The organism is Xanthomonas sp. Leaf148 (assembly GCF_001423585.1).
Lineage (GTDB): Bacteria > Pseudomonadota > Gammaproteobacteria > Xanthomonadales > Xanthomonadaceae > Xanthomonas.
This window is the reverse complement of the sequence record NZ_LMOP01000008.1, coordinates 1,455,966-1,481,701: the sequence shown is the minus strand read 5'-3', so window position 1 is coordinate 1,481,701 and position 25,736 is coordinate 1,455,966. Positions and strand designations below refer to the sequence as shown.

Below are 25,736 nucleotides of genomic sequence, written 5' to 3'. Positions count from 1 at the left end.
CGCGTTTGCATGCCACGTACTGGGCCGTGCCGATCTAGAGCTACTTACAAAACTACTGCGCAACCGTCAGGCAGGCGTGGCCAGCGCCCAACATTCTCATGGACCACTCTTAGACTCGGTTTCCGGTACGCCGTCCACATGCGCCGGACGACTGCTCGCCACGTGTTGTGAGCCACTCTTAGAAGCACAGCGGTGCTCCGCACAGCCATCTGCATGATCGATGTGTCCAGCGTCTTGCCTGGCGCAGTTACGGCAACGCGGTGATGCGCTCCCGCGATGGGTCGTTCCACAACTGTCTCTTGGTGGCATTGTTCAACAGCGTGGTCGCGGTGCTGTTGCCGGTGCGATGCGTGTACAGAATCCAGTTCGGCAGACCCGGGAACGCGCGGTTCGCTTCGATCGCGCGAGCGCCCTGAAAACGCATCAACCGGTACACCCAGAACGTATGCCAGCGATGGTCGCGGGTCGCAGCCGGGTTGGCGGTGATCACCGACAGCTGCAGCAGCGCGCAACCGCGACGGCGTGGCACGCGCCGGTAATCGTCGGCGGTGGGTTCATGCGTGGGCACACGCAGTGCGCGGTAGCGATCGCCCTGCGACAACACCACGGTGCGCCACGCATTGCCGCCGGCCAGACCAACGCCGCCACTACCCAGGGTCACCACGTAATCCGGACGACGGTCGCCATTGAGATCCACGCGCTCCACGTCATGAAAACCAAGCAGCCCACCACCCAATTCGACCGGTGTCAGCAGCACGCGTCCGGCTGCGTCGTTTACCTGCAACATCGGCGCTGCGCCGCGATTGTCCATGGCGAGCACAGTGTTTGCATCGCGAAAATGGGTCACGTCCTCCCACTGCACGCTGCCTTCTACCGCGGATAGCGAGTCCACTTTGCACTCGGGGCCAACGGGCGGCCGCGACCAGGGCGGATACTGCGGATGCCAGGCCTGCGCCTGCGACGACAACAGCGAGGTCAGCACTGCGAGCCGGCATGCGTAGCGACGGCGCTCGCGCCGTCTCGTGGTGTTGCGCACATCCATGGCTGCGACGCTCTTGTTCCGATGGTGCCGCACTATGCGGACTCGCCTGCATGGCGGCAAGCGTGTGCAGCGCTGCCAAGGCAGTGCGGGTGCCAGGCAGGATGACGCCGCGTCGCAGGACCTTGGGCCGACCTACTTTGGAAACCGACTGGCCTCGCGGAGACGGCACCAAGCGCAATCCCCGGCAATCCATGTGGTCGCATATTGTGGTGCCTGCGCAGCCATCGCTGCGGCGATGCGGCGATGCGGCGATGCGGCGATGCGACGCACGCTCCTGCCACGCCAAGCGCATCGCATGTTCAAGCGAGCAAAGCACATGGCAATCCTGCAGACTGCCAGTACTTCCATCGCCAGGATCGGCATGCCGTTTTCCCATCGCTGTCGCCCTGCCGTCACCGCCGCGTTGCTTGCCGCAGTGTCCGCCATCTCCACTGCCGCAATGGCCGCGGCGCCGGCCGCCGCGGAAGACGTCAAGGCCTATGCGTTGCAGCTGTGCCTGCAGCAGAACTACGAACGTAGCGGCCGGCTGGAACCCGACCAACTGCGCGACCGCTCGTATCTACTCACCACTTACGCGCTGGACAATGCCAGGCCTGGCGCCACCGGGCGGTTGCAGACCTTTGTCGCGCAACAGACGGCGGAGTATCACCGTGGCGAGGTGCCGATGAAGGACGAAGCACGCCGCGGGCCGTTCACCACTATCTTTGCGCAATGCATGGCGTTCTATCGCTCACCCGCGCTGCGCGACTTTGTGGCGAAACAACGCTGAGTCGTGCCGGCGCGGCGTGTTTCGATCGCTGCCGACATCCTGTCCCCCGATGATCCCGGAACCGCGATGACCAGTTTCACCAATCTCCGCAGCCGCCGCGGTGTGCTCAAGACCGCACTCAGTGCCGGCGCGTTGCTGGCGGCAAGCCAACTCGCTGCCGCTCCCCGCAAGAAGGTTGCGACAGACGGCAGCGCGCCTGCGCCGTTCCCGGCCAAGGGCAGCGTGCTGGTGCTGCTCGGCACCAAGGGCGGGCCAACGCCCTCGCCGCTGCGTGCGGCGGCAGCCAATGCGCTGGTGATCGACGGGCAGCCGTACCTGATCGATTGCGGCAACGGTGTGGCCCAACAGCTGGCCAAGGCCGGCATCCGGCTCCCCGCACTGCGCGATATCTTCCTGACCCATCATCATTCCGATCACAACGCCGATCTGCTCACTGTGGTGTGGCTCGCCTGGGCCAGTGGCTTGCAGACGCCAGTGCATCTGTATGGGCCACCGGGCATCGGCAAGATGGTGGATGCGTTCGTCGAAATGCATGCCATCGACATTGAAGCGCGCATCCGCGAGGAAGGCCGCCCGCCGTTCAAACCGCTCATCCATGTGCACGAGTTCGACCAGGCCGGCACCGTGTTGCAGAACGATCAGGTCACGGTGACCGCCACGCTGGTGGACCACTACACGCTCAAACCGGCGTTCGCCTACCGCTTCCAGGCCCGCGACCGCACGGTGGTGTTCTCCGGCGATACGCGCTACCTGCCGGCGCTGGCCGCATTTGCCAAGGACACCGATATCCTGGTGCATGAGGTGATGTATCTGCCCGCGCTGGAAAAGATGCTCAAGACCAACGACAACGCCCCCACCTTGCTGGACCATCTGCTCAAGAGCCATTCCACCAGCGAAGAGGTGGGGCGGATCGCCGCCGCGGCCAACGCCAAGATGCTGGTGCTCAATCACTTCGTGCCAGGCGGTGACCCCAGCATCACTGAGGCGATGTGGAGCGAGGGCGCGCGCAAACACTACGCCGGGCCGATCGTGGTCGGCGCGGATTTGATGCGGCTGTAGCGGCGGAACTACACTATGGATCAAGATAATGATGCGCAAGCTTTGGAATAAATCCAAAACTTGAAAGATCGAACAAGTCAAATTTCATCATTTTAACTGCCCGTTGCAGGGCATTTCGCAGGCCGAAAATAGTGCCGCAAGATATGGAACCAGCCGTTGATCCAATGCAGGAAAATCGCCGTCTGCGCGCGTCGATGGAGCGCATGCGCTCTAACCAGCGGCTTGCTCGCAGCGGTGTACTGATCGCGATGTTCGCCGGCATGGCGTTTTTCCAAGTCCGAGATCTATTCAAGGACAACGCGTTACTGATGGTTGGCGTATTACTGTCGGCGGTGAGCAGCATCATTATCGTATTGACGGCGCTACCATTTCTGCGTAGCCCCTGCGAAAATGCAAGCGTTCCTATCACGGTCCGGCAGCATTGCTACGCTCGGCGGAGCAAGCAGCACCTTGCAAGCATTATGGCTTCCAGATCAATCAACACGTTTCCCGTTACTCCTGAAACGCAGTGCACCTAATCGCCTTCATGTCGTGATCTTTAGTTGGAGCACGCAGGCATCTTAAGGTGTGGGAAACAAGCAACTAAACATACTTACATAGCCACCCGCCTGCGCCCACCCCATAGCTGCTCGTCAGCCTTGCAATACGCGCTGATGAAGTCCTGCTGCGACGGCATCTGCTCCACCACGCGCTGGATCGGCTGCGCAATGCCATCCAGCAGGCGGCGCAGATCGGTGTCGGACAACGCCGCCGCCAGCGGATGATGCTGCTGCGGCACCACGCCCTGCCCCAGCAAGACGTGCGTCCAGGAATCCACGCGAAACAGTTCGTCGGTGCCTTGCCAGGCGTGCGCGCGCTCGCGCCAGGCACGCAGACGCAGGCGCAGCGAGTCGGGCAGTTCCATGTCGCGACACTGCTGCCACAGCGGCTCGTCGCGCTGCGTAGCGTGGTAGTGCAAGGTGACGAAATCCCGTACGTGTTCCATCTCGGTGCGGCTGATGTCGTTGAACACATCGACCTGCGACGGCGCGATGCCATCGGCCGGGAACAGCGTAATCAACCGCACCACCGCGGCAATAGTGAGATGGATGCTGGTGGATTCCAACGGCTCGATAAATCCGCTGGCCAGGCCGAGCGAGACCACATTCTTGTTCCAGGCCTTGAGCCGTCGCCCGGTGCGGAACGGCACCAGCCACGGCTCCTTGACCGGGGTTGCGGCCGTGTCGCGCAGCAGCTTGGCGTGCGCCTCGTCATCGGACATGTGCTGGCTGGAAAACACCAGCCCGTTGCCAACGCGATGCTGCAACGGAATATGCCAGCGCCAGCCCGCCTCATGCGCAATGGCGCGCGTATACGGCACCGGTGGGCCCACAGCTTCGGTCTGCACCGCCACCGCGCGGTCGCACGGCAGCCAGTGGCTCCAGTCTTCGTAGCCGGTGTGCAGTGTCTGCTCGATCAACAGACCACGGAAGCCAGTGCAATCGATGAACAGGTCGCCTTCGATCACCTGCCCGTCCTCCAGCACCAGCGCGGCCACATCACCGCTGTCTGGCTGCAACGTCACCTGCTGGATCTTGCCCTCGACACGCGTGACCCCGTGCGCTTCGCTACGCGTGCGCAGAAACCGCGCGTACAACGCCGCGTCCAGGTGGTAGGCATAGTTGACGGCCGGTTCGCGTGGCAACGCGAAGCGGTCCACCCGCGAGGCCACGGTTTCCAGGCAGTAATCGCCGAACGCGCCGGGCATGCCGCGGCGCTGACTTTCCAGCCATAGATGATGAAACGCGCACACCAGCGTGCTCTGGCCGGTAATGCCGAAGGGGTGGATATAGCGCTCGCCCTGCCGGCGCCAATGCTCGAACGAGATCGACAGCTTGAACGTGCCGGCGACCGCGCGCAGAAACTCCTGTTCGTCGATCTGCAAAAACCGATGAAAGGTGCGGATGGGCGGCACCGTGGACTCGCCCACCCCCACGGTGGCGATCTGATCGGACTCGACCAGGGTGATGTCCAACAAGTCGCGAAACTGATGCGACAACGCGCAGGCGGCGATCCAGCCGGCGGTGCCGCCCCCGGCGATGACAACCTTGCGAATCCTGGCCTGGTTCACGGCGTTTTCCTGTCAGTGGGAGCACAACACGATGGAGGTGATCAGCGATTGAGCTTGCCGATCAGCATGGCGCGCAGCTGGCGCGCCAGTGTGGGGTCGATCGGGCCCAGCACCTGGCGCGCGTGCTCGGGCAGATGTTCGCCGGCACGCTCGGCAGGGCCGAACACGTAGTAGTCGAATAACGCACGCCAGGCGGCCTTTTCCGAGGCCGGTCGGTCGCGGATGGCCCACAGCGCGTGATACAGCGCCTGCATCGGTGCAGGCAGCTGCGCGGGAGCGGTGCTCCACCAATAATTGACCAGCACATTGAACGGCTGCAGCGATTGCACGTGGTGCCACCACATGCTGGGGATGAAAATCGCATCGCCCGGTTCCAGCACCGCCGTACGCGCCTGCGACACCGCATCGGCCATGCGCGGATAGCGCGCAAGATCCGGATTGATCACATCCACCATGCTCACCACCTGGCCGCCCGGCGTGGGTTCCAGCGGGCCCGGATACAAATTGGCCACCTGCTCGGGCGCAAACAGCGTGAAGCGCCGCTGGCCTACCGCGCAGACCGCCAAGTTATTGGGCGCATCGAAATGGCAGGAGGCGATGACCCGGTTGCCGATCCAGATGCTGGGCGGCACGGCGTTGCCGTCTGCGCTGACATCCAGCGCATTGCCTGCCGCAAAGCCCGGCAGATGCGCATCGATCGGCAACGAGGCCAGGTAATACGTAGGCGGCTGCGGATCGTCCAGATGCGCCTCGATCGCGTCCAGCAGCGCGCTCAAGCTACCGCGCTGCACCTCGAAGTTGAGATCGCTGCAATCGTCGCGATAAAACGGCCGGCCGCCGATGTCCGGAGCGCCATACGAATACTGCAGTGCGCGGCCGGTATCCATGCTGCGCAACTGCGTCATGGCCTGCGATGTACCACGCTGCGCGGCCTGTACCAGCGCCCAGTCGCGCGCCACCCCGCGCAGCACCAGCGGCTGCGCAGCCGCGCACAACTGCGCCAGCAATGCCGCATCCGGCCGGCAGTCGCTGCGCTCGGGCAACGGGGCGATCGATGACAATGCGCTCATGCGATCAAGCGTTTGCCGCGGCTGCAGCAGCGGCCTGCAGGTGCTGGAGCCGCCGCTGTTTCTCGCCCATCAGCCGGCGCAGGTTGTGGTGCGAGGCCAGCATCAAAAAGGCGCCTTCCAGATATCCGGCGTGATGCAGCTGCTGCAAGCCTGCGCCATCCAGCGCAGCCAATCGCTCGCGGTCGATGCTGTGCAGACCTTCCAGGTGCACGCCGTGGCTGTCGTCGAGCACTACATCCAGCTTCACCGGTTGAATCAGGCCCAGCGCATCGAAGGCGGCGCACATCGCCTGCCCCGCATCCATGCCGTCACGGATGCCGCGCAACACGCTAATGATGTGTTCCAGATAGGCGCTGTGCCCGCCCTGCGGCAGAAACACCGGCTCGCCGTCTGCGCGACTGATGCGCGGGTGCTCCAGGTCGACATGAATCACCGGCTCCTGCACCAGCGCGCCATCGATACGCTGCTCCTGAAACCCGATCAGAAACGGCCCCTTGGCGACGATGCCCGGCAGGTAACCCGCATTCCAGCGGCCGTCTTGCAGAAATAGGTTTTCGTCGGGCGCAAAGCCCAGCAGGGCCACCGACTGATAGGCGCCGGTGGCCGCATCCTTGCGAAAGAACAGCGGGTATTCGCGTTGCAGCTCGGCGTACTCGGTGACGAATGCCGGCACAAAGCCCACCGCATCGCCGAATTCGGCACCAAAGCGCAGAATCACGCGCAGATCGTGGTGCGCCACATTGTTGAGCACTGCATATCGCGTCATCTAAAGCTCCAGCAGTGGCCTGCGATGGGCACTGCACCGGTCGGGGATCGATCACGCGACGACATGCCGCGCCTGCTGCCCGCGAGCATTGCCAAAAAGTGCGAAGCCGGCAAGCGGCAGAGCAGCATGTGCCGGCGGACTGCAGATGATGGGCTGTCGATTGGCGGACACGTCATCCGTGGGCCGGTTTCACTTCGATGACGCAGCGCAACTGTGCCGCCTGTTGCGCTCGTCTCCGAGGTCGCTGCCGGATGACGCATGCAGCCTGCGTGGCTGGTGCGGCAGCGTCTCGCCCCACAGATCTCGACTGGCACCATCGCATGCGCGTATCGCGCAGAGACAGCCCGCGCGGCAGCCGGTGTGCACCAAGGCACACACCGGCTGCGCAGACAGGCCGCACTGGCGTCAAAGCATCACGACCTCTGCGATGCACTCAGAACGCGTAGCGCACACCCAACGTATAGCGCGGCTGCTGGTCGATCAGGCGGACGATCTGCTTCTCCGACCGCCCGTGCCAACGCACGTCTTCGCCGGTGAGGTTGATCGCCTCAAAACCCACCGACAGCTGCTTGTTGACCGCGTAGCTGAGGCTGAGATCGATCTGCTGATAAGCCTCGACGTAGTACGGGTTGCGATTGGAGGCGTCCTGATTGGCCGCGATCAGGTACTCGTCGCGCCAGTTCCAGGCCAGACGCGCGCTCCAACCGTACTTCTCGAACATCAGCATCACGTTGGCGGTATCGCTCAAGCCAAGCAACGCGAATTGATCGCGATCGATGACGTTGTTGTCGAATGCCACATCGCCTTCGACGATGGTGTAGTTGGCGTAAATGCCGAAGCCGGTACTGCCGAAGAAATACTGACCGCCCAGCTCCCAGCCGTGGATGTTGGCCTTGTTCTGGTTGACCGGTCGCGACACATCGAACTGATACAGCGGGTCGGAGGCATTGCCCACGATGTCGTACGCATTTTCCAACGCCAGGCTTTGCGCCGAGCCGCCGTTATACGCACCCAGGCCACCGGTGGCAGCGGCGTTACGCAGCAAGGCCATTGCCGCAAACAGCGAGGTATCGTTGGCCGAGCAGGCCGCCGCCACGTCGTTGCCGGCGGCGCCCACCTGCGCGGTGCAGGCGCCGCTTTGCAGGAACGCCAATGCCGCCTGCGCGTCCGGCCCCGAGGTCGGGTCGGTCAAGCCGTACAGGGTTTCGCGCGAGACTGTAGTGCCGATGAAGTTGCTGACACGCTTGTTCCAGAACGTGGCCGACACATAGCTGGCATCGGCGAAATACCATTCCAGCGCCAGGTCGAGGTTGTCCGATTCCAGCGGGTCCAGGGTCGGCGTCTGCGAATCGCCGCTGGCGCGGTTGGACGGGTTGATCAGGACCGAGCCGGACGGCGTGTTCGGCGTGGGTCCGGCGATGAGGTTGTTGTACGGCGCCCGCGCGATGGTCTGGCCGAACGAGGCACGGCCTTTCAGCTGATCGGTGATATCGATGCTGAAATCCAGATTCGGCAGGATGTAGTTGTAGCTGGTCTTTTCGCTGAAGGGTTGCTGCTCGGCGGAGCGCAGCAACTGGAAGTCGTTGTTGGCCTGCCATTGCAGCGCGACGGGCGTGGCCACCTGCGAGGTGGATTCCACATCGGTGCGCTCGTAACGCAGGCCCAGGCGCGTGTTGGTGGTCATGCCGGCGATGTCGCCGGTCAATTCCAGTTGCACATACGCCGCGCGGGTCTTTTCTTCGACCTGATTGTCCGCGCTGTACAGCGGGTTGTAGCGCGTCGCAGCGCCGTACTGGCTTCCACCCCATAGCGCCAGCTGGCTGGCATCGCCGCGCCATGCATTACGCGCGGCGCCATTGGCGTTGAAGTCATCGAACATGCCGACGATGCTCACCGGCCGCAGCAGGTCGGTCATGCCCGGCTCCCTGCCGGCGTTGGCCACGCCCCAGTCGCCCAGCGTGGAATAATTGTCGCTGGTCAGGCGGTGCATGGTGGTGTTGGACGAGCTGACGCCGAACTGGAAACGCCCGTCGTCGAAATCGAACTTGCCATCCAGGCGGCCTTCCTTGGTCTCGGTCACCTGCTTTTGATAGTAGATGCGCTGCACCTGCGAACCCAGATTGTTCTTGGTGAAGTCCGGGTTGACCACGCCATTGGTACCGGCCAGCGAATCGGCGACGGTGGGATACCACGTGCGTGCGCCGATCGGCAGCGAGTTGTTGAACCACAACTCCTGCCCCCACTGGCCGCCGCAGGACGGACCACCGGTGCAGTTGTTGGTGCCGGCAAAGCTGAAATAAGTCGCGCTGCCGCCGGTGACCGGATCATTGGGCAGGCTCTGGGTCTTGGAGTTGTGCGCATCGAAGGTCAGCTGGAAGCGATCGCTCACCTGCCAGTCCGCGTTGAAGCCGAGCGAACCGAGCGTGTACTTCTGCTCGTTGCGCTGCTGCTCCATGCCGAAGTCCTTGGCGCCGTTGGGCACATCGCGCAGATACACCGGCGTGGCCACGGTCTGACCGGTATCGAAGGTCAGATCGGTGAAGCTGTTGGCGCGTTGCAGCCAGATGCCCTGCTCGCCGCGTTCTTCGCGGATCTCGTTGGACGAATAGGTGTAATCCAGGGTCAGCGTGAGGCTGTCGGTCGGTGCGAACTGCATCACCGCCTGGCCGTTCATGCGCTCGCGCTGGAAGTCGGCGAATGCGTAGCGGATATCGTTGGGCAGGCCATACAGCTGGCCGATGGCCGGCGCGTTGGTCACCACGGTGTCCGGACGCAGTGCCGGGTCGGTACCGGTCCAGCGCTGGATGTTCCAGCGGTTTTCGGTGGCCTGCACCGAACCGCCATGACGCTTCTGATAACTGGCGCTCAGGCCGATACCGAAGGTCTTGTCCGGGTTGGTGTAGCTGAAGATGCCCGACACTTCCGGGGTGAGCGAATCGCCGAACGGCTGCGAGCGATCGGACACCATCTTGGCGCCGGCATTGGCCACCACGCCCTCGTGATTGAACGGCTTGTCGGTCTGGATGTTGATCGTGGCGCCGATACCGCCGCTGGGTGCAGTGGCGCGGCTGGTCTTGAACACTTCGATGCCGGTAATGGCTTCGGAGGCGAGCTGCGCGAAATTGAACGCGCGCGTGCCCACATCCACGCCACCGATCGGCGTCTGCCCGGGCGCACCGAAGGCGTCGGCACCGGGAATCAGGCGGCCATTGAGCGTAACCGTATTGAATTGCGGGCCGAAGCCGCGGGCGGTGACCTGCGCGCCTTCGCCATCGCGGCGTTCGATCGAGATACCGGTGATGCGTTGCAGCGATTCGGCCAGGTTGGTGTCCGGAAACTTGCCGATATCTTCGGCGCTGATCGCATCCACCACACCGGCGGCATCGCGCTTGATGCCCATCGATTGGTCCAGGCTGCTGCGGATACCGGTGACGTTGACGGTATCGAGCGTGGTGGCAGAGTCGCTGCTGGACTGCGGCGCGGGTGTCGGCGGCGCGACGTCCTGCGCAAACGCGGGATTGATGACCAACAGGCCGCCAACGAAGGTGAACATGGCCTTCGACTTGAAGCTGTTCAACGTACGACGCATCGATGTGTCCTCGGGAGTGGAGTCCAACCGCCTACGGCCGATGTCGCGGCATGCGACACGGCGAAGTCATGACCACCGCCCGGTAGGCGATGGAACAGCACTGCTGTGAATACGAGCAGCTGACAAACCTGTTGTGCAGCCGCCAGGCGGACGGGGCCGGTGCTCGGAATCGGCATGTACCGCTCGTACATTCCGGTTCTAAGCGCGCCGTCCGCACTCGCCTGACCACTGCTCGCTACGTTTTGTTGGTTGCTCTAACGGTCCCCTAGCGCGCATGCCGCCGATCGCCCCTACGATCGTCGACTGCGTTGTGCAGTGCATGCCTGCAGCAGACATCGCCAACAGAGGTGATGTCGGCGACAGCTGCGCAACGCGTGCCATGCACGGTGTGTCTGCCAGTGATAGCGCTAACACGCTGCGCAGCCTAGTCAGGCGATAAAGCGCTTGTCACCGTGCGTTGCAGCATAGTGATGGGCACGCACTGTTACAGCCGATACGGCACTCGCTTGAGCCCGCATGCGGTAATCAATGGCAGCGCGGCTGTAAGCGTTATCATCCGATTGCGCGAAAACCGGCGACGGCCACGGTGAAATTCGCACAATGAAACCGGCGTAGCAGGGTCGCGCAAGGCGATTGCGCAAACGTCGCATCGACAACAACGCGGCTGACTCAGACGCGCGACGCACACGATGGCCATGCACTGATGCCGGCTGACGTCGTGGCGTTGGAAACCAGTGCAGCGCCGACGGATGCACAAAGAAAAACGGCGCAATCTTCGCAATCGATTGCGCCGCGTAGCGCGGTTGCAGCGCGCGGCGATTGCGCGCATTGCCGAGCGGGGTCGTCAGCCCGCTCGCGCTGGCGACGGTCAGCCGATCACGTCCACGCGATCGTCGCTGCGGTCGGCATCCGGCAGCGCATGATCCGGGTCCAGGGTCACATGCAGCACTTTCTGCGTGGTAGGCAGGGTCAAGGTCGGGGCGGTGTTCTGCAGCCAGGTCTCCACCGGCACGCGACGGTCCAGATGGCTGCCGTCGGCCAGATCCACCCGCACGGTGACCGGCATCACCAGTTTCTGCCGGCTACGTAAGGTGAGCTGCAGCCCCTTGGCCGGGTCGTGATCGACGTACTGCGCGCGGGCGATGCCCATGTCCAGCTGCCAGTTATTGAGATACCAGCCGCGCCACCACCAGCTCAGGTCTTCACCGCTTTCGCTTTCCATCAACCGGAAAAAATCCGAAGGCGTGGGATGTTTGTAAGCCCAGGTGGCGATGTATTTGCGAAACGCCGGATCGAAGCGCTCCGGCCCCAGAATCTGCTCGCGCAGCAACACCAACCCCAACGCGCCTTTGAAATAGGTCAGCGGATGACGGTAGGTTTCGCTGGTGGCATCGGCGATATCCATCAAGGTGGGCGCCGTGCGATCTGCCAGCAACGGCAGGATTTCATCGACCGGGTTTCCGCCCTTGGGCGCATATTCCGAGTCGCGCTTGGGCGCGTATTCGCCCTTGTTGAAGGCATCCGATGCGTACACATCGATAAAGGTGTTGAAGCCTTCGTCCATGAAGGCATGGCGGCGTTCGTTGGAGCCGACGATCATCGGGAACCAGGTGTGGCCGATCTCGTGTGCGGTGATCCAGAACAGGTCCTTGCCGCCGTCTTCAAAGCCATCGAACACGATGCCCGGGTACTCCATGCCCGCGCCGTAGCCGCCCAGGTTGATCGCAGCGGGCCACGGGTACGCATACCACTGCGAAAAATGTTCGATCGCACCTTTGACGTATTCGGTGGAGCGGTTCCATTTATCCGCGCCCACACCTTCCACCGGGTAGACCGACATCGCCAGCGACTGCTTGCCGCCCGGCAGATTGATGCGTGCGGCATCCCAGACGAACGCAGGCGATGCGGCAAACGCGACATCGCGCGTGTGCTCCATATGGAAGCGCCAGGTGCGCGTGCCGCTGGCTGCCGGTGCCGCTGCGCGTGCGGCGACCTCTGCGGGCGTGCGGATCAGCACCGTGCGGTCGCTGTCGCGCGCCTGTTGCAGGCGTTGCTGCTCGGCGCGGCTGAGCACCTCGGCCGGGTTGGTCAACGCACCGGAACCGGCCACCAGAAATCCATCCGGCACGGTCACCGCGTAATCGAAGTCGCCGTACTCCAGATAAAACTCCGAGCCCAGATACGGTTGCGTATCCCAGCCACGCAGATCGTCGTAGACGGCCATGCGCGGGTACCACTGCGCAATCTCGTAGATCTCACCCTGCTTGCTGGCGCTGTAAGCGGTGCGCCCGCCCCAGGTGCCGGGAATGCGGTAGCGGTAATGGATCTGCAGCGTCAGCGCCTTGCCCTGCCCGGCCAGCGGCTGCGGCAGGTCCACGCGCATGCGGGTGTCGTCCACCACGAAATGCGCGGGCTGGCGGCGGCCATCGCGCTCGATCTCCACGCTGGCGATCTGCATGCCCTCGGTGAACTCGGTGCGCCGCGATGGACGGCTGGCCGCCGCACGCGCGTCGGCGCGGTACATGTTCTGGTCCAGCTGCAGCCAAAGCACGTCCAACGCGTCCGGGCTGTGGTTGGTGTAATGGATGGCGGCGGTGCCGGTGAGCGTGTGGCTGGCCGGATCGATGCGCGCGTCTAGCTGGTAATCGGCACGGTTCTGCCAGAACAACGGCCCGGGCACGCCACTGCCGCTGCGGTAGGCATTGGGCGCATCGGGTAATTGCAACGGGGCGAACAAGGCCAGTGGATCGAAAGGGCTGGCCGGTGCGGGTGCTGCGGTTGCGGAACTGGCTGGTGCGGGAGCGGCAAGTGCGGGCACGGCAACGCATGCCAGTGACAATGCAACGGTAAGCGATCGGCGCACGGTGGGGGTCATGCGAAATCCTGCGGCGTGGGGGACTTCCATCCTACGGCGCGCCTCGCCGCGCGCGGGAATGCCATTGGTCCCGGATGGCGCTGCACGATTCCGCGGCAGCAGCGCTCCGCTCGACGATCTGCGCGACAGCCATGCTGGTGACGCTGAGAGCGGCCACCAAAACTAACCCACGCCTGCCTACCGCAGGGCGGCTGATCTGCGGCTTAAAGTGGACAACAAAACGTAGCGAGCAGTCGTCAGGTGGGCGCGGAGGAACCGGAGTGTTACGAGTGGTACATGAGGATTCCGAGCACCGGCCGCGCCCCTTGGCGGCTGCACAGTAGTTTTATTAGCTGCTCTTGGTTGCAGGGTCCTTGCCCACCTACCATCGCGGGACACGCTGCAAGTACGTCCTTGTCAGCGCTTACGCGGCATCCATGCCGCGTAAGGTCCCGCGACGGTAGGCAGGCAAGGACCAGTCGGGATGGTCGGTATGCATGGCTTTGAGTAAAGCAGCCAGCAAGCTCTCTGGTGCGGTGTCCTCGCCGATTGCGGGACCGTGTGGCGGCATGGATGCCGCCACCGAGACCGCATGGAGTTCACGGCGTGTGCCGCGAGCGGCGAAGGCACCGCGCACGCGATCCACTCAGCGTTTGACCTGGACTTCTGACCGCATCCACCAAGACACGGCCGACAAAACCAGACTCACCACCAGGCGCCCGCTCGCTACGTTTTTGTTAGCCACTCTTATTCCGGAATCAAGCTGCCCAGTCGCAACGCACCATCGCCGTCCGCGCCGAGTGCGTCATCCGGATTGCTCAAGCGGCAGCGGCGCAACGACAGGCAGCCGCAGCCGATGCAATCGGTGAGCTGGTCGCGCAAGGCCTGCAGTTCGCTGATGCGCGCATCCAGCTGCCCGCGCCAGCGCGCGGACATGCGCGCCCATTCCGCGCGCGTGGGCGTGCGCTGATCCGGCAATACCGAGAACGCGTCCAGCACCTGCTGCAAAGGCACCCCGAGCCGTTGCGCGACACGAATCACCGCGATGCGCCGCAACACATCGCGCGCGTAACGTCGCTGATTTCCTGCAGTGCGCAGGCTGCGAATCAGGCCTTTGCGCTCATAGAAATGCAATGCCGATACCGCCACGCCACTGCGCTTGGCCACTTCGCCCACCGACAACTCACGCTGCATTGCCTTGACCTCAACCTTGGTTGAGGCAGGATGCTGCGCGGCCATGACCGACGCAAGCGCCACGGTCACGCCCCTGCTCACTCGCTCTGGATGTTCGATGCCCACCGATACCGCCCTGCCCGCCACACCGCCCCACGCCACGCACCCCACCTCGATTCTGGCAGCGCCATATCGCGCCGCCACGCTCGGCATGGTCGCGCTGGTATCGCTCAATGCCTTCGAATCGCTGGCGGTGGCCGCCGCCATGCCCACCGTGGCGCGCGAGTTGAACGGCTTGCCGCTGTATGCACTGGCCTTCGGCGGCACCCTGGCCACTAGCGTGGTGGGCATGACCGCCGCCGGGCGCTGGAGCGACCGTCGCGGCCCCGGCGGCGCGCTGGGCGTCGGGCTGCTGTGTTTCGTGATCGGGCTATTGATCGCCGGGCTAGCACCGAGCATGCCGTCGCTGATCGCCGGGCGCCTGTTGCAGGGGCTGGGCGCCGGCGCGTATTCGGTGGCGTTGTACGTGATTGTCGGGCGGCTGTATCCGGAAGCGTTGCGGCCACGCGTGTTTGCCGCGTTCTCCGCCGGCTGGGTGGTGCCGTCATTGATCGGGCCGAGCATCAGCGGGTTGATCGTGCAGCACGTGGGCTGGCGTTGGGTGTTTCTATCGGTGCCGCTGCTGGCGATTCCGGCCGGGTTGATGCTGTGGCCGGCACTGCGCGGGCGGAGCTGGACCAATGCGGATCCCGCCGCGCCGACTGCGTCGCTGGGCTGGGCCATCGGCGCGGCATTGGGCGTACTGGGCGTGTATCTGGGCGGTCAATTGCACGGCATGACTGCGCTGGGCGCGATGCTGCCGCCGCTGATGCTCACGGTGTATTGCGCGTGGCAACTATTGCCGGCCGGCACCTTGCGGCTTGCACGCGGGTTGCCCAGCGTGATCGCGCTACGTGGCATCGCTGCGGCGGCGTTCTTCGGGTTCGAGGCGTTTTTGCCGTTGCTGCTGTCGCGCGAACGCGGGCTCACACCGCTGCTGGCGGGCGTGGCACTGAGCCTGGGCGCGCTTGGCTGGTTCAGTGGCTCGTGGTACCAGGGCCACAGCCGCGCCGGCTGGTCGCGGCCGCGCCTGCTCAAGACCGGCGCGCTGCTGATGACGCTGGGCATCGTGATCGGCGCAGGCGCGGTGTGGCCGGCGATTCCGGTGCCGCTGGCCGTCGCCGGCTGGGCGCTGACCGGCCTGGGCATGGGCCTGGTGTATCCCAGCCTGTCGGTGCTGACGCTGGCCTTGTCGCCACCGGCGCAACAAGGCGCCAACAGCTCTGCGATGCAGCTGAGCGAAGCGATTGCCGTTGCCGGCATGCTGGCACTGGCGGGCGCGCTCTTCGCCGCGCTGTTGGCGTCGGCACCATGGGCGGCCTACCTGAGCGTCTTCGCGCTGGCCTGGTTGCTGGCGATGGCGGGCTTTTTTGTGGCGCGCCGGGTATGACGAGGGCTGCGTAGCTGTCGCACTGAGTTGTAGTGCGGATAGGCCGATGCTGCATATCGCATCGGACCGACGCGGATACGTCGTGCAGGCCTTGCGCAAACGATCATGCCTGGTTGGCCGACTGCATCCGCAGTGACATCGCGACGCAGAGCGCTTCCAGAAGTTTGCCGATTCTGTCCAGATCGCTACAAAAGCTGCGCCTGCTTGCTCACCGCGAGCGATTGGTCATTTTTTCGCCACCCATCTTGACAGCGTTGCGGGCCGGGGCCTGCACGCAGTTGTCCACAGCCTTGTGCAAGTTCCATCCACAGGGGGTGTGGAAAACCTGCGCTGCGTCGCACAGCCCGCAGGGCTTGCGCGCAACTGCGGCGTATGCAAAGCAAACGCCGCAGTTACCTGGACACGCGTGACGCGCATCGTCGCTACGACCACATCGCCTATCTGCAACGCGCTGACGCGTTGAGATCAGTCCACGATCACATGCGGCACGAAGCGCGAGGTGTCGCGGGTGATCGGGCCATCGTCGTCGCGCATGCCCAACCCGGCGGGGCGATCGGCCACCACCCAACTGCCCACCAGCGCATGGCGGCCATCGAAGACCGGCAGCGGATGGTGCGCCTGCAGGATCGCCGGGCCGTCCACATACGGGCCATCGGTTTGTGCAGCCTCGCCTTGCGCGGTGACCAGCGCGATGTTGGCGCCTTCGCGCGAGAGCAGCGGCTTGCGTACCCAACCGGCAGCGGGTGCTTCGCCGGCCTGCGCAAAGCGCGCTGCCAGCAGATTGGGATGCCCTTCATGGCGTTCCCACAGCAGCGGCAGGATGCCCTTGTTGCTCAATACCGATTTCCATGCTGGTTCGATCAGGCGCACGCGGTTGGCGATCAACGCCGGGCCGAAGCGCTCTTCCATCATGAATTCCAGCGGATACAGCTTGAACAAGGTCTGGATCACGCGGTCCTGGTCATCGGTGAACCAGCCGTCGGCGCTCAGGCCGATGTCTTCGATGGCGACTTCTTCGGTCGCAATGCCGACCTGATGCGCGCAATCGCGCAGATAACGCACAGTGGCGCGGTCTTCCAGCGAGTCGCGCACCGCCGAAAAATGCATCTGCGCACCCAACGCGCCATCCACCGCCAGCGCGCCCAGCGTTTCGCACAACAGATCCTGGATCAGGTTGTACTGATCGGTGCCCGCTGGCAGCACGCCGGCAGCGATCTGCTGCTCCAGCCACAACCACTGGAAATACGCAGCCTCATACAGCGAGGTAGGCGTGTCGTAATTGAGCTCGTACAACTTGGCCGGGCCGTTGCCGGAGTACGCCAGGTCCATGCGGCCATACAGATGCGGGTCGCGGTTCTTCCAGGAGTTGGCGATCCAGTCCCAGTAAAACGGCGGGATGGCCAGCTTGGTCAGCAGCGCCTCGGAGCCGACCACTTCGTCCACCAGCTGCATCGCCATGTCGTGCAGGTCTTGGGTGGGCGCCTCGATGTCGTCTTCGATCTGCCGCAACGAAAAGGCGTAGTACGCGCGTTCGTCCCAATACGGCTCGCCGTCGATGGTGTGAAAATGAAAACCGAGCGACTCGGCCTGCGCGCGCCAATCCGGGCGTTCGGCAATTGCGATGCGTTGCATGTCAGCCGCCGAACCCGGAACTGCGTCCGCCACTGCCGAACGAGCTGCGTGCCGCCGCACTGGAACCGAAGCCCGAGCGCGACACTGTGATCGCGCGCGTGGGCATATCGATCGCGCCACTACGTCCGCGCACGCTGCCGATGCGATTGCTGGCCAGATCGCCATTGGGCTTGTAATAGCCGCCGCTGCGGTAATCGCGATACAACGGAATCGAGCCGCCGTAGCGATAGCCGCCACCGCCGGTCATGTTGCCCAGCGCGTAACCCAGCAAAAAACCGCCCATCGGCGGAATCCAGCTCTGCTGGCCCTGATTCTGCACCGCGGTGCAGCTACCGAACTGTTCGTCGCACTCGTAGCGCGTGTTGAAACGCGGCGCGGCCTGCTGGTGCTTGGCCACCGCCTCGTCGTAGGCCTTGAGGCATTGCTGGATGTCGTTCTGTTCCTGCTTGACCTTGTAGCAGTCGGAGGCCGACTGCAGCACCACGCCGGTTTCCGGCTCCGAGCCGCAGCCGGTGACCAGCGCGGCTGGCAATGCCGCCATCAGGGTGAGCTTGAGATTGCGTGATCGCTTCATGGCGCAGGCTCCGTTACGGCGTGATCGCCGCGGCGTTGATCAGGCCAACCGCGATCGACACGCCGGCAGAAAAAATACCGGCGGCGGCGACGTTGTCGGTGATCTGCCGCGAGATGCGTCCGGCCACCAGGTTGGCCAGCAGATACGCCACCACCTGGATACCGCAGGCGACCACGCCCCAGATCAAGGCATCGATCAGACTCACAGAATGGGTAATGGCCGAATGCAGCGGCAGCGCCACCCCGATCAGGTTGCCGGCCAGCGCGCTGGCGGCGGCCACATTGCCTTGCCGCAGCAAGGTGAAATCCTTGTGCGGGGTGACCAGGGTCACCAGCACCACCGCGACGATCAACACGCCCAGGCCAGTACCGAAGTAGGAAAGAAACGCGAGAAAACTCTGCAGATTGATCGGATTCATGACAGGACCGGTTGAGTGAAGGGCGAGCGCGTGCTCAGGTGATGTCCAGATCGGCGACGGTGACGTCGATACCGACCGCGTAGGTCACGCAAAATTCGTTGGGGCCGGAATCCTCGCCAGTCACCAGCAAAAATTCTTCGCGCTGCAGCTCGGGCACATCGCGGCTGTAGAGCATGGCGTAATGGGTCAGGTCGCCATCGCGGCGCGGCGGCTGATAGCGGTACAGCACCTCGTCGTAGGCGATCGGCGGAATGCGTGCACTGTCGTCGGTGGATTGGGTGGCGCGCTCCCAGCGCTTGCCGGCGTACTCGATCTGCGCCGCGCCCAGGTGCGGGTGCTGCATCACGAACTCCTGAAACGCCTGCTTGCTCGGCGGGTTCACCGTCTCGCAATACACGAACGCCTTCATCGCTTCCAGATCGCCGCCCACGGTGGTGACCTGCAAAAACGCATCGTCGTCCAGATAGAACCGGTGCAGCGAATAACCATCGCCCAGATTGACGTGGCCATAGCACGGAATGCCCTGATTGCCGCCCGGCAACTCGGCGGTCATGGCATCCGGCGCCATGCGGTACAGCGTGGTATCGATAGCCACCTGCCCCCCCACGCGCAGCCCCAGCGGCAATGCGTGGCCGATGGCGCCGGTGCCGGAGCTGGGCAACGGTGGCGGTTGCGGTTGGCCGAACAACTTGCTGAAAAAACTCATCGTCAGACACCTTGTGGCGATGCAGGAATGGGGTCGGCGGAAGCGCGCAGCGCCTGCCAGGCAATCGCCTGGGCAGGCACGCGCTGTTCGGCCAGGTAATACAGCATGGCACCGCCGGCCACAGCGGTGCGTGCTGGCGGGTTCAAGCGCAATGCGCCATCGGGCGCACGCAGCCCTAGCAGCAAAGCGCCGCGCTGGCTGAAATCGGCGGCCAGCCGGCTGTAATCCAGTGCATCCACCTCCGCAGGCACGGCAAGACTGAACTGGGTGGGGCCATCGTCCACCGACAACAACTCGGCGGTGATGGCGGCACTGCCCGGGTCCTGCGCGGCGCGGGCCAGGATTTCAGCGGTCATCGGGCGCGTGCACTCGATGGCCGGGTAATGGTGGTTGACCAGCCGCGCGGCGCTGGCCGAGTCGAAGTGCGCCACCACATGCGCGCGCGGCGCATGCGCCATCAACGCGAACACCGCCGCCAGGGTCTGGTCGTCGGACGGCGGGTTGACGATCACCCGCGCCGCGCCCGCGATGCCGGCGCGCAGGTACACCTCGGTATGCGTGTACGACTCGGCGGCGACAAAGCGCATATGGTCGGGCATCGGGTTTTCAGCGACCCCTTCGGCGATCAGCACCACGCCTTCGTCGTCGGTGGCGGTGTCCGACAGCAGCAGCTCCAGCAAGCGTGCCGAGGCCGCGCCCTGCCAGCCGATCAGAATGGTGTGCCCGCTCAAATCGGCGTAGGCCATCTTGCCCATGGAATGACGCCTCCAAAACGTGATGAGGACGCCGCTGGTCTTGGCCAGCACCGTGGCGAACAACGCCACCGCGCCCGGCATCAACACGAACGCGGCGATATAGCGCCCGGCCACCGAGCCCGGCGACAGGTCGCCATAGCCGATGGTGGTGGCGGTGGTCATGTAGTAATACGGAAACGCATCCAGACCGACCAGCTTGTGCTCGCCAGCCAGCCACAGCAACGCCCAGCTCAGGCCCATGTGAGCCAGCAACGCCAGCGCCACCATGCCCCAACTGACGCGGCGCACATGGCGCCGCAAGACCCGGAACAGCTTTCCAACGATGATCATGGCGCGTCCTGTGCCGTGCCGCTGTAAGAGCGACTAACAAAACGTAGCGAGCAGTCGTCAAGTGGGTGTGGACGGCGCGCAGAAACCGGAGTGTACGCGTGGTACATGCCGATTCCGAGCACCGGCCGCGCCCACCTGGCGGTGAGCACAGTCGTTTTGTTAGCTGTTCGTAAGTCAGCTGTCGCTGCGGGGAACCTGCTGCACGTCGCGCACCTGGCCGATCAACGGCGCGGTCCCGCTGGCGGTGTCGTGGCCGAGCTGGGCGGCCGGCTTCTTGAAGCGTGCCAGCACCGCGGCTGCATTGGATTCGCCTTCCATCAGGCCAGCCGCAGCCAGACGCCGATTCAGATCGCCATCGCCAGTGGACGATTCGAGCTCTTCGGCCGATTCGATGCGTGCGGAGGTTTCGGCCTGGCGCGCCTTGATGCGTTCAAGCGATTCCAGTGCCGAGCCCATCTTGCTGCTGGCACCAGAGTGCCGCGCAGCGATGGCGGCCTGCGCCTTCTGCACTGCATCGGTGGCCTTGACGGTGTCGATCTGCTGGCGCATGCCGCGCAGCTGGTTTTCGGTCTTCTGGATGGTGGCCTTGAGCATCACCACCGATTGGTCCAGCGACGTCTTGGACGCCTTGTCGCCGGCGTCTTCGCTTTCCAGCGCGGCCAGTTTGACCGCCACGTCATGCGCCAGCGCTTCGTCGTTCTTGGCCAGCGCGCCTTCGATGTAACGCGTGTACTCGGCCATCTTGCCGCCACGCGCGTCGATCTTCTGCTGCGCCAACTTGCTCTGCGCCATCAGTTTGGTCAGCTCTTCGCGCGAGCGCGTGAGCTGGGCGCCGGCATCGCGCATTTCCTGGTCCAGGATGCGCAATGCATTGGCGTCGACCGCTTTCTGGCCGGTTTCATGTGCGGTGCCACGCAGCAGCGTGATCAGTTTGGAAAAAATACTCATGACAACACGCCTTTAGGAAAAGAACGGCTTGAGAGATTCGGCGGCATCCAGCGTATTGGCCGCCAGGGTCTGGATTTCCTCGTCGATCTGGTCGAGCGTGGACGACGCCGACAGCTCGCCGAAGACCACATATGCATCCTTGCCATCGACCTGGACCAGGCCCAGGTTGGACAAGGGATTGAGCGGATTGAGCCGCAGGCAGGCGTCGTTGAAGGCTGCGCGGTCGCTGACCTGGTCGGCGTTGGCCAGCAGCGTGGAAACGAACACCTGCGAGCCGGAGGCGGCAACCTGGATCTGCATGTCGCCGTGGTCGGCCAGGATGAGGTTGATGGCCGGTTCCAGCCCGTCGATCAACTCGACCTCGATCGGCTGGTCGCGGTAGCGCTCGGCCAGCAGGCCGTGCAATTCGACAGTGGTGTACTGCGTCATACGATGTCCTGTCCTTTGGAAACGATGGTCAAGCGATGGGCGGACATACTACAGACTGTTCGCGACCGGCAGAACGTGCCGTTTGGCACCGGTTATGCCGCATCCAGTGCCGCGGCTTTGGCGGATGCGCAGCACGGCCGGGTCCCGGTCTGCCCAGGGCAGCGAGGCGTCCGGACAGGGCGACAGAGGCCGGGCGCCGGGCGTCACGCGCCTGCATGCCAAGGCAGCGGTGCGTGGCACCGACCGGATACACCCACTCTTTGGCAGGCGTCGCAGCGCCAATGCCGCACCGTGCGCCAGCGGCTCGCCCGCGAGCGCGCCGCAGATGGCCGCACTTACGGGTACAGCATCCGCTTGGTCCACCGGCTGGCCGCATCGGCCTCATAGCGCCAGCGCTCGTGCAGGCGGAACTTGGCGCCGTACCAGAACTCGAACGCCTGCGGCACCACCCGGAAGCCGCCCCAGCCGTCCGGACGTGGCACCTCACGGCCTTCGAAGGTGGCCTCGACCTTGGCGATCGCCGCATCGAACTCCTCGCGCGAGCCCAGCGTCTGCGATTGCAACGAAGCCCACGCGCCGATCTGGCTCATGCGCGGGCGCGAGGCGAAATACGCGTCCGATTCGTCCGCGCTCACCAGCTGCACGCCGCCTTCGATACGCACCTGGATGCCGGCCTCGCGCAAGCTTCGCCACAAGAACAGCAGCGCCGCCTGCGGATGGGTCTGCAAATCGCGGCCTTTTGCGCTGTCCAGATGCGTGTAGAACACGAATCCGCGCGTGTCGAAGGCCTTGAGCAGCACGGTGCGCGCGCTCGGCCGCCCATCCACGTTGGCGGTGGCCACGGTCATTGCGCTGGCTTCCAGCTCGGCGCTGTTTTGCGCCTCGGCATACAGCGCGGTAAAGGTGGCAAGCGCTTCTGCGTACAGATCGGGCATGACGGTAGGTGGCAGCAGGAGAAGTGCCCATTGTGGGCGCATCGCACGCGCTTGTCGCATGGGCTGGCTGTCGCCGCCTGCGCAGTTGGCATTGCCATCGGCGCGCGGTTGCTGCGGCAGGCACCGGCCGTGCGCGGGCCGCACTGGTATCGGCGCACGTTGGGCGGCCCGGTCCGCGCGTGCGGAATGCTACGATCCGTGCGCATGAACCCCGCACCCAATCTCGTGATGATCGGCCCGATGGGCGCCGGAAAAAGCTGCATCGGCCGCCGCCTGGCCGAGCGCTTCGGGCTGGAGTTTGTGGATGTGGATCAGGCCATTGTCGAACACGTGGGCAGCAGCATCCCCGCCATCTTCGAACAGCATGGCGAAGCGCGCTTTCGGCAGCATGAAACCGAGACCTTGCAGGCGCTGTTGCAACAGGACAACAAACTCATTTCCACCGGTGGTGGCGCGGTGCTGGATCCGCTCAACCGCGCGCGGATTCGTGAGCGCGGGTTTGTGGTCTATCTGCACGTGAGCGTGCCGGCGCAACTCACCCGGCTGGCGCGCGACCGCAATCGCCCGCTGCTGCAGCGCGCCGACCGCGAGCAGGTGCTGCACGCGATGGCCGCACATCGCACCCCGCTGTATCAGGAGGTCGCCGACCTCACTCTGGAAACCGATCACTTCTCCCCCGCCGAGGCCACCGCGCAGCTGGTGCTGCGCCTGGCTGCGCAATGGCGCATGTCGAGTACCCCCGCATGACACTTCCCCGTTCCTCGCGCAGCGTCGATGTCGACGGTGCGCAGCCGTACACCATCACCATTGCTCCCGGCCTGCTGACCGACGGCGCGCGCCTGGCCAGCCACGTGCGCGGCCGCCATGTACTGTTGCTCAGCGACACACAGGTAGCCCCGCACTACGCGGCCGGCGTGCGCAGCGCGCTGCTGCAGGCGCGCCCGGACCTGCAACTGGGCGAGCTGGTGATCGCCGCCGGCGAAGCCTCCAAGACGCTGGACAACTTCGGCGCCGCCATCACCGCGCTGGCCGAACTGGGCGCCACTCGCGATGCCTGCGTGTTCGCGCTCGGCGGCGGCGTGGTCGGCGACCTGGCCGGCTTCGCCGCCGCCTGCTGGATGCGCGGCGTGGACTGCGTGCAGCTGCCAACCAGCCTGCTGGCGATGGTGGATTCGTCGGTCGGCGGCAAGACCGCGGTGGATATCCCGCAGGGCAAGAACCTGGTCGGCGCCTTCCATCCGCCGCGCGCGGTGATCGCCGATACCGACACCCTGCACACCCTGCCCGCCCGCGAACTGCGCGCTGGCCTGGCCGAAGTGATCAAGTACGGCGCCATCCGCGACCCGCTGTTCTTCCAATGGCTGCACGCCGAACGCCGCGCCTTGCTCGACAGCGATGCGGCAGCGCTGGCACAGGCCATCGCCCGCAGCTGCGAACACAAGGCCGAGATCGTGGCGCGCGACCCGCTGGAAAAAGGCGAGCGCGCGCTGCTTAACCTGGGCCACACCTTTGGCCACGCCATCGAAACCGAGCAAGGCTACGGCGCGCCCGGCAACGACAACCTCAACCATGGCGAAGCGGTGGCGGTAGGCATGGTGCTGGCCGCGCGCCTGTCGACCGCGCTGGGCATGAGCGACGCACAGGACACCGAGGCGCTGCGCACCCTGCTGCAGGAGTTCGACCTGCCCACCGAGATCCCACCCGGCCTGTCGCCCGAGGCCCTGCTGGGGCGCATGCGCCTGGACAAAAAGAATGTCGCCGGCCGGCTGCGCCTGGTGTTGTGGCGCGGCATCGGCAAGGCCGAAGTGGTGCCCGATGTGGACGAGGCGGCGGTGCTGCGGATTCTGGCGGATTGAGGTTGTCTTGCCGGTTGAGGTTGCGTCGGCTGGTTGAGGGTGCGTTGGCTGGTTGGGGTGGCGTTGGCCGGCTGAGGTGGCGTTGGCCGGTTGAGGTTGCGTTGGCTGGTTGGTGTGGCCTTGGCCGGTTGAGGTTGCGTTGACTGGTTGAGGGTGCGTTGGCTGGTTGGGGTGGTGTCGGCTAATTGAAGCTGGGGTTGGCTGGGTTGAGGTCGACGTTTGCCAGCGAAGACAAGCACGGACTGCTAGACGGCCACGCAACACCGCCGTCGGACGCCGGCCCGACGCCCACTGATCTGACAGCGCGAAGACATTGCATTGGTAGGAGCGCCCCTGGGCGCGATGGGCCTCACCGATAAATACCCGTCGCGCCCAGGTGCGCTCCTACGACCAGAGCCCCACGCACCTACAGCGCGACACCGCTGCCTTTGGATACTGCTGCCTTCGTAGGAGCGTGCCTGCGCGCGATGGGCCTTATCGATAAAACCCTATCGCGCCCAGGGCGTTTCTGCGAAACGCTTGTGCACCGATAAACCGCGCACCGTCCGGCCCGACGCTTTTTCCAACCACGCAACTCATCGCCGGCCACGACGCCGACGCATCTGACAGCGCGCCACTGCTGCGCTTGGATACCGTTGCCTTGTAGGAGCGCCCCTGGGCGCGATGGGCCTCACCGATAAATCCCCGTCGCGCCCAGGTGCGCTCCTACGACCAGAGCCCCACGCACCTACAGCACGACGCCGCTGCCTTTGGATACCGCTGCCTTCGTAGGAGCGTGCCTGCGCGCGATGGGTCTTATCGATAAAACCTCAGCGCGCCCAGGGGTGCTTCTACGCACAGACAACCGCAGCAAAACGCATCAGCCACCAGGCATCCGCCCATTTCCGCCCCACTGCCAGCGATGGGCCTTCGCAAGCGGAGCAGCAAGGCGCGCCCACTGCCCCCCAGCCTTCAGCACTGCCCGGCTACAATCGGCCGCATGCGCATCCTCCTGCAACACGATTCCGGCGGCAACGAGCCGCTCCGCTACGTCCAGCTGACCCTGCAACCGGACCTGTTCGGTGGTTGGGAACTGCTGCGCGAGAGCGGCCAGATCGGTGGGCGCACGCAACTGCGACGCGACCAGTACCTGCTGCAGGACGAGGCCGACCGGGCGTTCGAAAAGGCCCGCGATACCCAACTCAAACGCGGCTTCCAACTCATCACCGGCGGCGCCGACGCGCCGCGCTGAG

General features: G+C 64.7%; 22 protein-coding genes and 3 other RNA genes. 7 read left to right on the top strand and 18 right to left on the bottom strand.

Annotated features, from left to right (window positions below):
- Positions 1 to 247: 247 nt before the first annotated feature.
- Entirely contained in the window at positions 248 to 1,042 is a 795-nt protein-coding gene (locus ASF90_RS10725; protein ID WP_055849503.1) for a hypothetical protein, read from the bottom strand.
- Positions 1,043 to 1,403: 361 nt separating this feature from the next.
- Here ASF90_RS10725 and ASF90_RS10720 point away from each other — a divergent pair, with 361 nt between their 5' ends.
- Both ASF90_RS10720 and ASF90_RS10715 read left to right on the top strand, forming a co-directional pair.
- Positions 1,404 to 1,811, top strand: coding sequence for a hypothetical protein (locus ASF90_RS10720; RefSeq protein WP_055850384.1), 408 nt, complete (start codon positions 1,404 to 1,406; stop codon positions 1,809 to 1,811).
- A gap of 66 nt (positions 1,812 to 1,877) precedes the next feature.
- The gene (locus ASF90_RS10715) at positions 1,878 to 2,870 is read left to right on the top strand and encodes an MBL fold metallo-hydrolase (RefSeq protein WP_055849500.1); all 993 of its coding nucleotides are present in this window, start codon (positions 1,878 to 1,880) and stop codon (positions 2,868 to 2,870) included.
- A gap of 13 nt (positions 2,871 to 2,883) precedes the next feature.
- Here ASF90_RS10715 and ASF90_RS23435 read toward each other — a convergent pair whose 3' ends face one another.
- The 5 genes from ASF90_RS23435 to ASF90_RS10690 form a co-directional block, all read right to left on the bottom strand.
- Complete coding sequence (locus ASF90_RS23435; RefSeq protein ID WP_153066572.1) at positions 2,884 to 3,216, bottom strand: hypothetical protein; 333 nt, start codon at positions 3,214 to 3,216, stop codon at positions 2,884 to 2,886.
- Between the two features lie 246 nt (positions 3,217 to 3,462).
- Positions 3,463 to 4,980: a tryptophan halogenase family protein gene (locus ASF90_RS10705; RefSeq protein ID WP_055849495.1), complete on the bottom strand. Its 1,518-nt coding sequence runs from the start codon at positions 4,978 to 4,980 to the stop codon at positions 3,463 to 3,465.
- 41 nt (positions 4,981 to 5,021) lie between these two features.
- Positions 5,022 to 6,050 carry a cupin-like domain-containing protein gene (locus tag ASF90_RS10700; protein WP_055849492.1) on the bottom strand — a complete coding sequence of 343 codons (1,029 nt, stop codon included), beginning with the start codon at positions 6,048 to 6,050 and terminating at the stop codon, positions 5,022 to 5,024.
- Positions 6,051 to 6,054: 4 nt separating this feature from the next.
- Positions 6,055 to 6,816 (bottom strand): SapC family protein, encoded by a 762-nt coding sequence (locus tag ASF90_RS10695; protein WP_055849489.1) that lies wholly within the window; start codon positions 6,814 to 6,816, stop codon positions 6,055 to 6,057.
- A 433-nt stretch (positions 6,817 to 7,249) separates the two neighbouring features.
- The gene (locus ASF90_RS10690) at positions 7,250 to 10,405 is read right to left on the bottom strand and encodes a TonB-dependent receptor (RefSeq protein WP_055849484.1); all 3,156 of its coding nucleotides are present in this window, start codon (positions 10,403 to 10,405) and stop codon (positions 7,250 to 7,252) included.
- A gap of 174 nt (positions 10,406 to 10,579) precedes the next feature.
- Between ASF90_RS10690 and ASF90_RS22100 the strand changes: the two genes are divergently transcribed.
- Positions 10,580 to 10,656, top strand: a non-coding RNA gene (locus tag ASF90_RS22100) — sX9 sRNA.
- Positions 10,657 to 11,273: 617 nt separating this feature from the next.
- On the opposite strand, the gene ASF90_RS10685 is transcribed toward ASF90_RS22100, so the two are convergent.
- The 3 genes from ASF90_RS10685 to soxR form a co-directional block, all read right to left on the bottom strand.
- Positions 11,274 to 13,280 (bottom strand): M1 family metallopeptidase, encoded by a 2,007-nt coding sequence (locus ASF90_RS10685; RefSeq protein ID WP_055849481.1) that lies wholly within the window; start codon positions 13,278 to 13,280, stop codon positions 11,274 to 11,276.
- A gap of 210 nt (positions 13,281 to 13,490) precedes the next feature.
- Positions 13,491 to 13,558: non-coding RNA, sX9 sRNA (locus ASF90_RS22095), on the bottom strand.
- Between the two features lie 448 nt (positions 13,559 to 14,006).
- Positions 14,007 to 14,453, bottom strand: a complete 447-nt coding sequence (gene soxR, locus ASF90_RS10675; protein ID WP_055850382.1) for a redox-sensitive transcriptional activator SoxR — start codon at positions 14,451 to 14,453, stop codon at positions 14,007 to 14,009.
- 97 nt (positions 14,454 to 14,550) lie between these two features.
- On the opposite strand from soxR, the gene ASF90_RS10670 reads away from it, so the two are divergent.
- Entirely contained in the window at positions 14,551 to 15,921 is a 1,371-nt protein-coding gene (locus tag ASF90_RS10670) for an MFS transporter (RefSeq protein WP_055849474.1), read from the top strand.
- A 465-nt stretch (positions 15,922 to 16,386) separates the two neighbouring features.
- On the opposite strand, the gene ASF90_RS10665 is transcribed toward ASF90_RS10670, so the two are convergent.
- The 9 genes from ASF90_RS10665 to pdxH all read right to left on the bottom strand — a co-directional run bounded on the left by ASF90_RS10665 (position 16,387) and on the right by pdxH (position 22,648).
- Positions 16,387 to 17,553 (bottom strand): glutathionylspermidine synthase family protein, encoded by a 1,167-nt coding sequence (locus tag ASF90_RS10665; protein WP_055849471.1) that lies wholly within the window; start codon positions 17,551 to 17,553, stop codon positions 16,387 to 16,389.
- 1 nt (position 17,554) lies between these two features.
- Positions 17,555 to 18,127: a DUF1190 domain-containing protein gene (locus ASF90_RS10660; protein WP_055849469.1), complete on the bottom strand. Its 573-nt coding sequence runs from the start codon at positions 18,125 to 18,127 to the stop codon at positions 17,555 to 17,557.
- Between the two features lie 13 nt (positions 18,128 to 18,140).
- Positions 18,141 to 18,545 carry a DUF350 domain-containing protein gene (locus ASF90_RS10655; protein ID WP_055849467.1) on the bottom strand — a complete coding sequence of 135 codons (405 nt, stop codon included), beginning with the start codon at positions 18,543 to 18,545 and terminating at the stop codon, positions 18,141 to 18,143.
- A 34-nt stretch (positions 18,546 to 18,579) separates the two neighbouring features.
- On the bottom strand, positions 18,580 to 19,257 hold the full coding sequence (locus tag ASF90_RS10650; RefSeq protein ID WP_193552497.1) for a YjfK family protein: 678 nt from the start codon (positions 19,255 to 19,257) through the stop codon (positions 18,580 to 18,582).
- Positions 19,254 to 20,336 (bottom strand): ion channel, encoded by a 1,083-nt coding sequence (locus ASF90_RS10645; RefSeq protein ID WP_055849459.1) that lies wholly within the window; start codon positions 20,334 to 20,336, stop codon positions 19,254 to 19,256. Before ASF90_RS10645 ends, ASF90_RS10650 begins: the two co-directional genes overlap by 4 nt.
- A gap of 31 nt (positions 20,337 to 20,367) precedes the next feature.
- Positions 20,368 to 20,443: non-coding RNA, sX9 sRNA (locus tag ASF90_RS22085), on the bottom strand.
- A gap of 67 nt (positions 20,444 to 20,510) precedes the next feature.
- On the bottom strand, positions 20,511 to 21,284 hold the full coding sequence (locus ASF90_RS10640; RefSeq protein ID WP_055849456.1) for a PspA/IM30 family protein: 774 nt from the start codon (positions 21,282 to 21,284) through the stop codon (positions 20,511 to 20,513).
- Between the two features lie 12 nt (positions 21,285 to 21,296).
- Positions 21,297 to 21,713, bottom strand: coding sequence for a YjfI family protein (locus ASF90_RS10635; protein WP_055849451.1), 417 nt, complete (start codon positions 21,711 to 21,713; stop codon positions 21,297 to 21,299).
- Positions 21,714 to 22,048: 335 nt separating this feature from the next.
- The gene (pdxH, locus tag ASF90_RS10630) at positions 22,049 to 22,648 is read right to left on the bottom strand and encodes a pyridoxamine 5'-phosphate oxidase (RefSeq protein WP_055849447.1); all 600 of its coding nucleotides are present in this window, start codon (positions 22,646 to 22,648) and stop codon (positions 22,049 to 22,051) included.
- Positions 22,649 to 22,852: 204 nt separating this feature from the next.
- On the opposite strand from pdxH, the gene ASF90_RS10625 reads away from it, so the two are divergent.
- From ASF90_RS10625 to ASF90_RS10615, 3 genes are all read left to right on the top strand, one after another.
- A complete protein-coding gene (locus tag ASF90_RS10625; RefSeq protein WP_055850381.1) occupies positions 22,853 to 23,395 on the top strand; it encodes a shikimate kinase in 543 nt (180 codons plus the stop codon).
- Entirely contained in the window at positions 23,392 to 24,504 is a 1,113-nt protein-coding gene (gene aroB / locus ASF90_RS10620) for a 3-dehydroquinate synthase (RefSeq protein WP_055849445.1), read from the top strand. The genes ASF90_RS10625 and aroB overlap by 4 nt, the downstream gene beginning before the upstream one ends.
- A gap of 979 nt (positions 24,505 to 25,483) precedes the next feature.
- Positions 25,484 to 25,735 carry a WGR domain-containing protein gene (locus ASF90_RS10615; RefSeq protein WP_039414382.1) on the top strand — a complete coding sequence of 84 codons (252 nt, stop codon included), beginning with the start codon at positions 25,484 to 25,486 and terminating at the stop codon, positions 25,733 to 25,735.
- Position 25,736 lies beyond the last annotated feature (1 nt).

Excerpts from the sequence above, each read along its gene's own strand:
- ASF90_RS10725 (WP_055849503.1), bottom strand. The coding sequence starts at position 1,042 with ATGGATGTGCGCAACACCACGAGACGGCGCGAGCGCCGTCGCTACGCA.
- pdxH (WP_055849447.1), bottom strand. The coding sequence starts at position 22,648 with ATGCCCGATCTGTACGCAGAAGCGCTTGCCACCTTTACCGCGCTGTAT.
- ASF90_RS10635 (WP_055849451.1), bottom strand. The coding sequence starts at position 21,713 with ATGACGCAGTACACCACTGTCGAATTGCACGGCCTGCTGGCCGAGCGC.
- ASF90_RS10655 (WP_055849467.1), bottom strand. The coding sequence starts at position 18,545 with ATGAATCCGATCAATCTGCAGAGTTTTCTCGCGTTTCTTTCCTACTTC.
- ASF90_RS10665 (WP_055849471.1), bottom strand. The coding sequence starts at position 17,553 with ATGCAACGCATCGCAATTGCCGAACGCCCGGATTGGCGCGCGCAGGCC.
- ASF90_RS10695 (WP_055849489.1), bottom strand. The coding sequence starts at position 6,816 with ATGACGCGATATGCAGTGCTCAACAATGTGGCGCACCACGATCTGCGC.
- ASF90_RS10690 (WP_055849484.1), bottom strand. The coding sequence starts at position 10,405 with ATGCGTCGTACGTTGAACAGCTTCAAGTCGAAGGCCATGTTCACCTTC.
- ASF90_RS10625 (WP_055850381.1), top strand. The coding sequence starts at position 22,853 with ATGAACCCCGCACCCAATCTCGTGATGATCGGCCCGATGGGCGCCGGA.
- aroB (WP_055849445.1), top strand. The coding sequence starts at position 23,392 with ATGACACTTCCCCGTTCCTCGCGCAGCGTCGATGTCGACGGTGCGCAG.
- ASF90_RS23435 (WP_153066572.1), bottom strand. The coding sequence starts at position 3,216 with ATGATGCTGCTCACCGCCGACAGTAATACGCCAACCATCAGTAACGCG.
- ASF90_RS10720 (WP_055850384.1), top strand. The coding sequence starts at position 1,404 with ATGCCGTTTTCCCATCGCTGTCGCCCTGCCGTCACCGCCGCGTTGCTT.
- ASF90_RS10615 (WP_039414382.1), top strand. The coding sequence starts at position 25,484 with ATGCGCATCCTCCTGCAACACGATTCCGGCGGCAACGAGCCGCTCCGC.
- ASF90_RS10645 (WP_055849459.1), bottom strand. The coding sequence starts at position 20,336 with ATGATCATCGTTGGAAAGCTGTTCCGGGTCTTGCGGCGCCATGTGCGC.
- ASF90_RS10700 (WP_055849492.1), bottom strand. The coding sequence starts at position 6,050 with ATGAGCGCATTGTCATCGATCGCCCCGTTGCCCGAGCGCAGCGACTGC.
- ASF90_RS10660 (WP_055849469.1), bottom strand. The coding sequence starts at position 18,127 with ATGAAGCGATCACGCAATCTCAAGCTCACCCTGATGGCGGCATTGCCA.
- ASF90_RS10670 (WP_055849474.1), top strand. The coding sequence starts at position 14,551 with ATGCCCACCGATACCGCCCTGCCCGCCACACCGCCCCACGCCACGCAC.
- ASF90_RS10640 (WP_055849456.1), bottom strand. The coding sequence starts at position 21,284 with ATGAGTATTTTTTCCAAACTGATCACGCTGCTGCGTGGCACCGCACAT.
- ASF90_RS10715 (WP_055849500.1), top strand. The coding sequence starts at position 1,878 with ATGACCAGTTTCACCAATCTCCGCAGCCGCCGCGGTGTGCTCAAGACC.
- ASF90_RS10685 (WP_055849481.1), bottom strand. The coding sequence starts at position 13,280 with ATGACCCCCACCGTGCGCCGATCGCTTACCGTTGCATTGTCACTGGCA.
- soxR (WP_055850382.1), bottom strand. The coding sequence starts at position 14,453 with ATGCAGCGTGAGTTGTCGGTGGGCGAAGTGGCCAAGCGCAGTGGCGTG.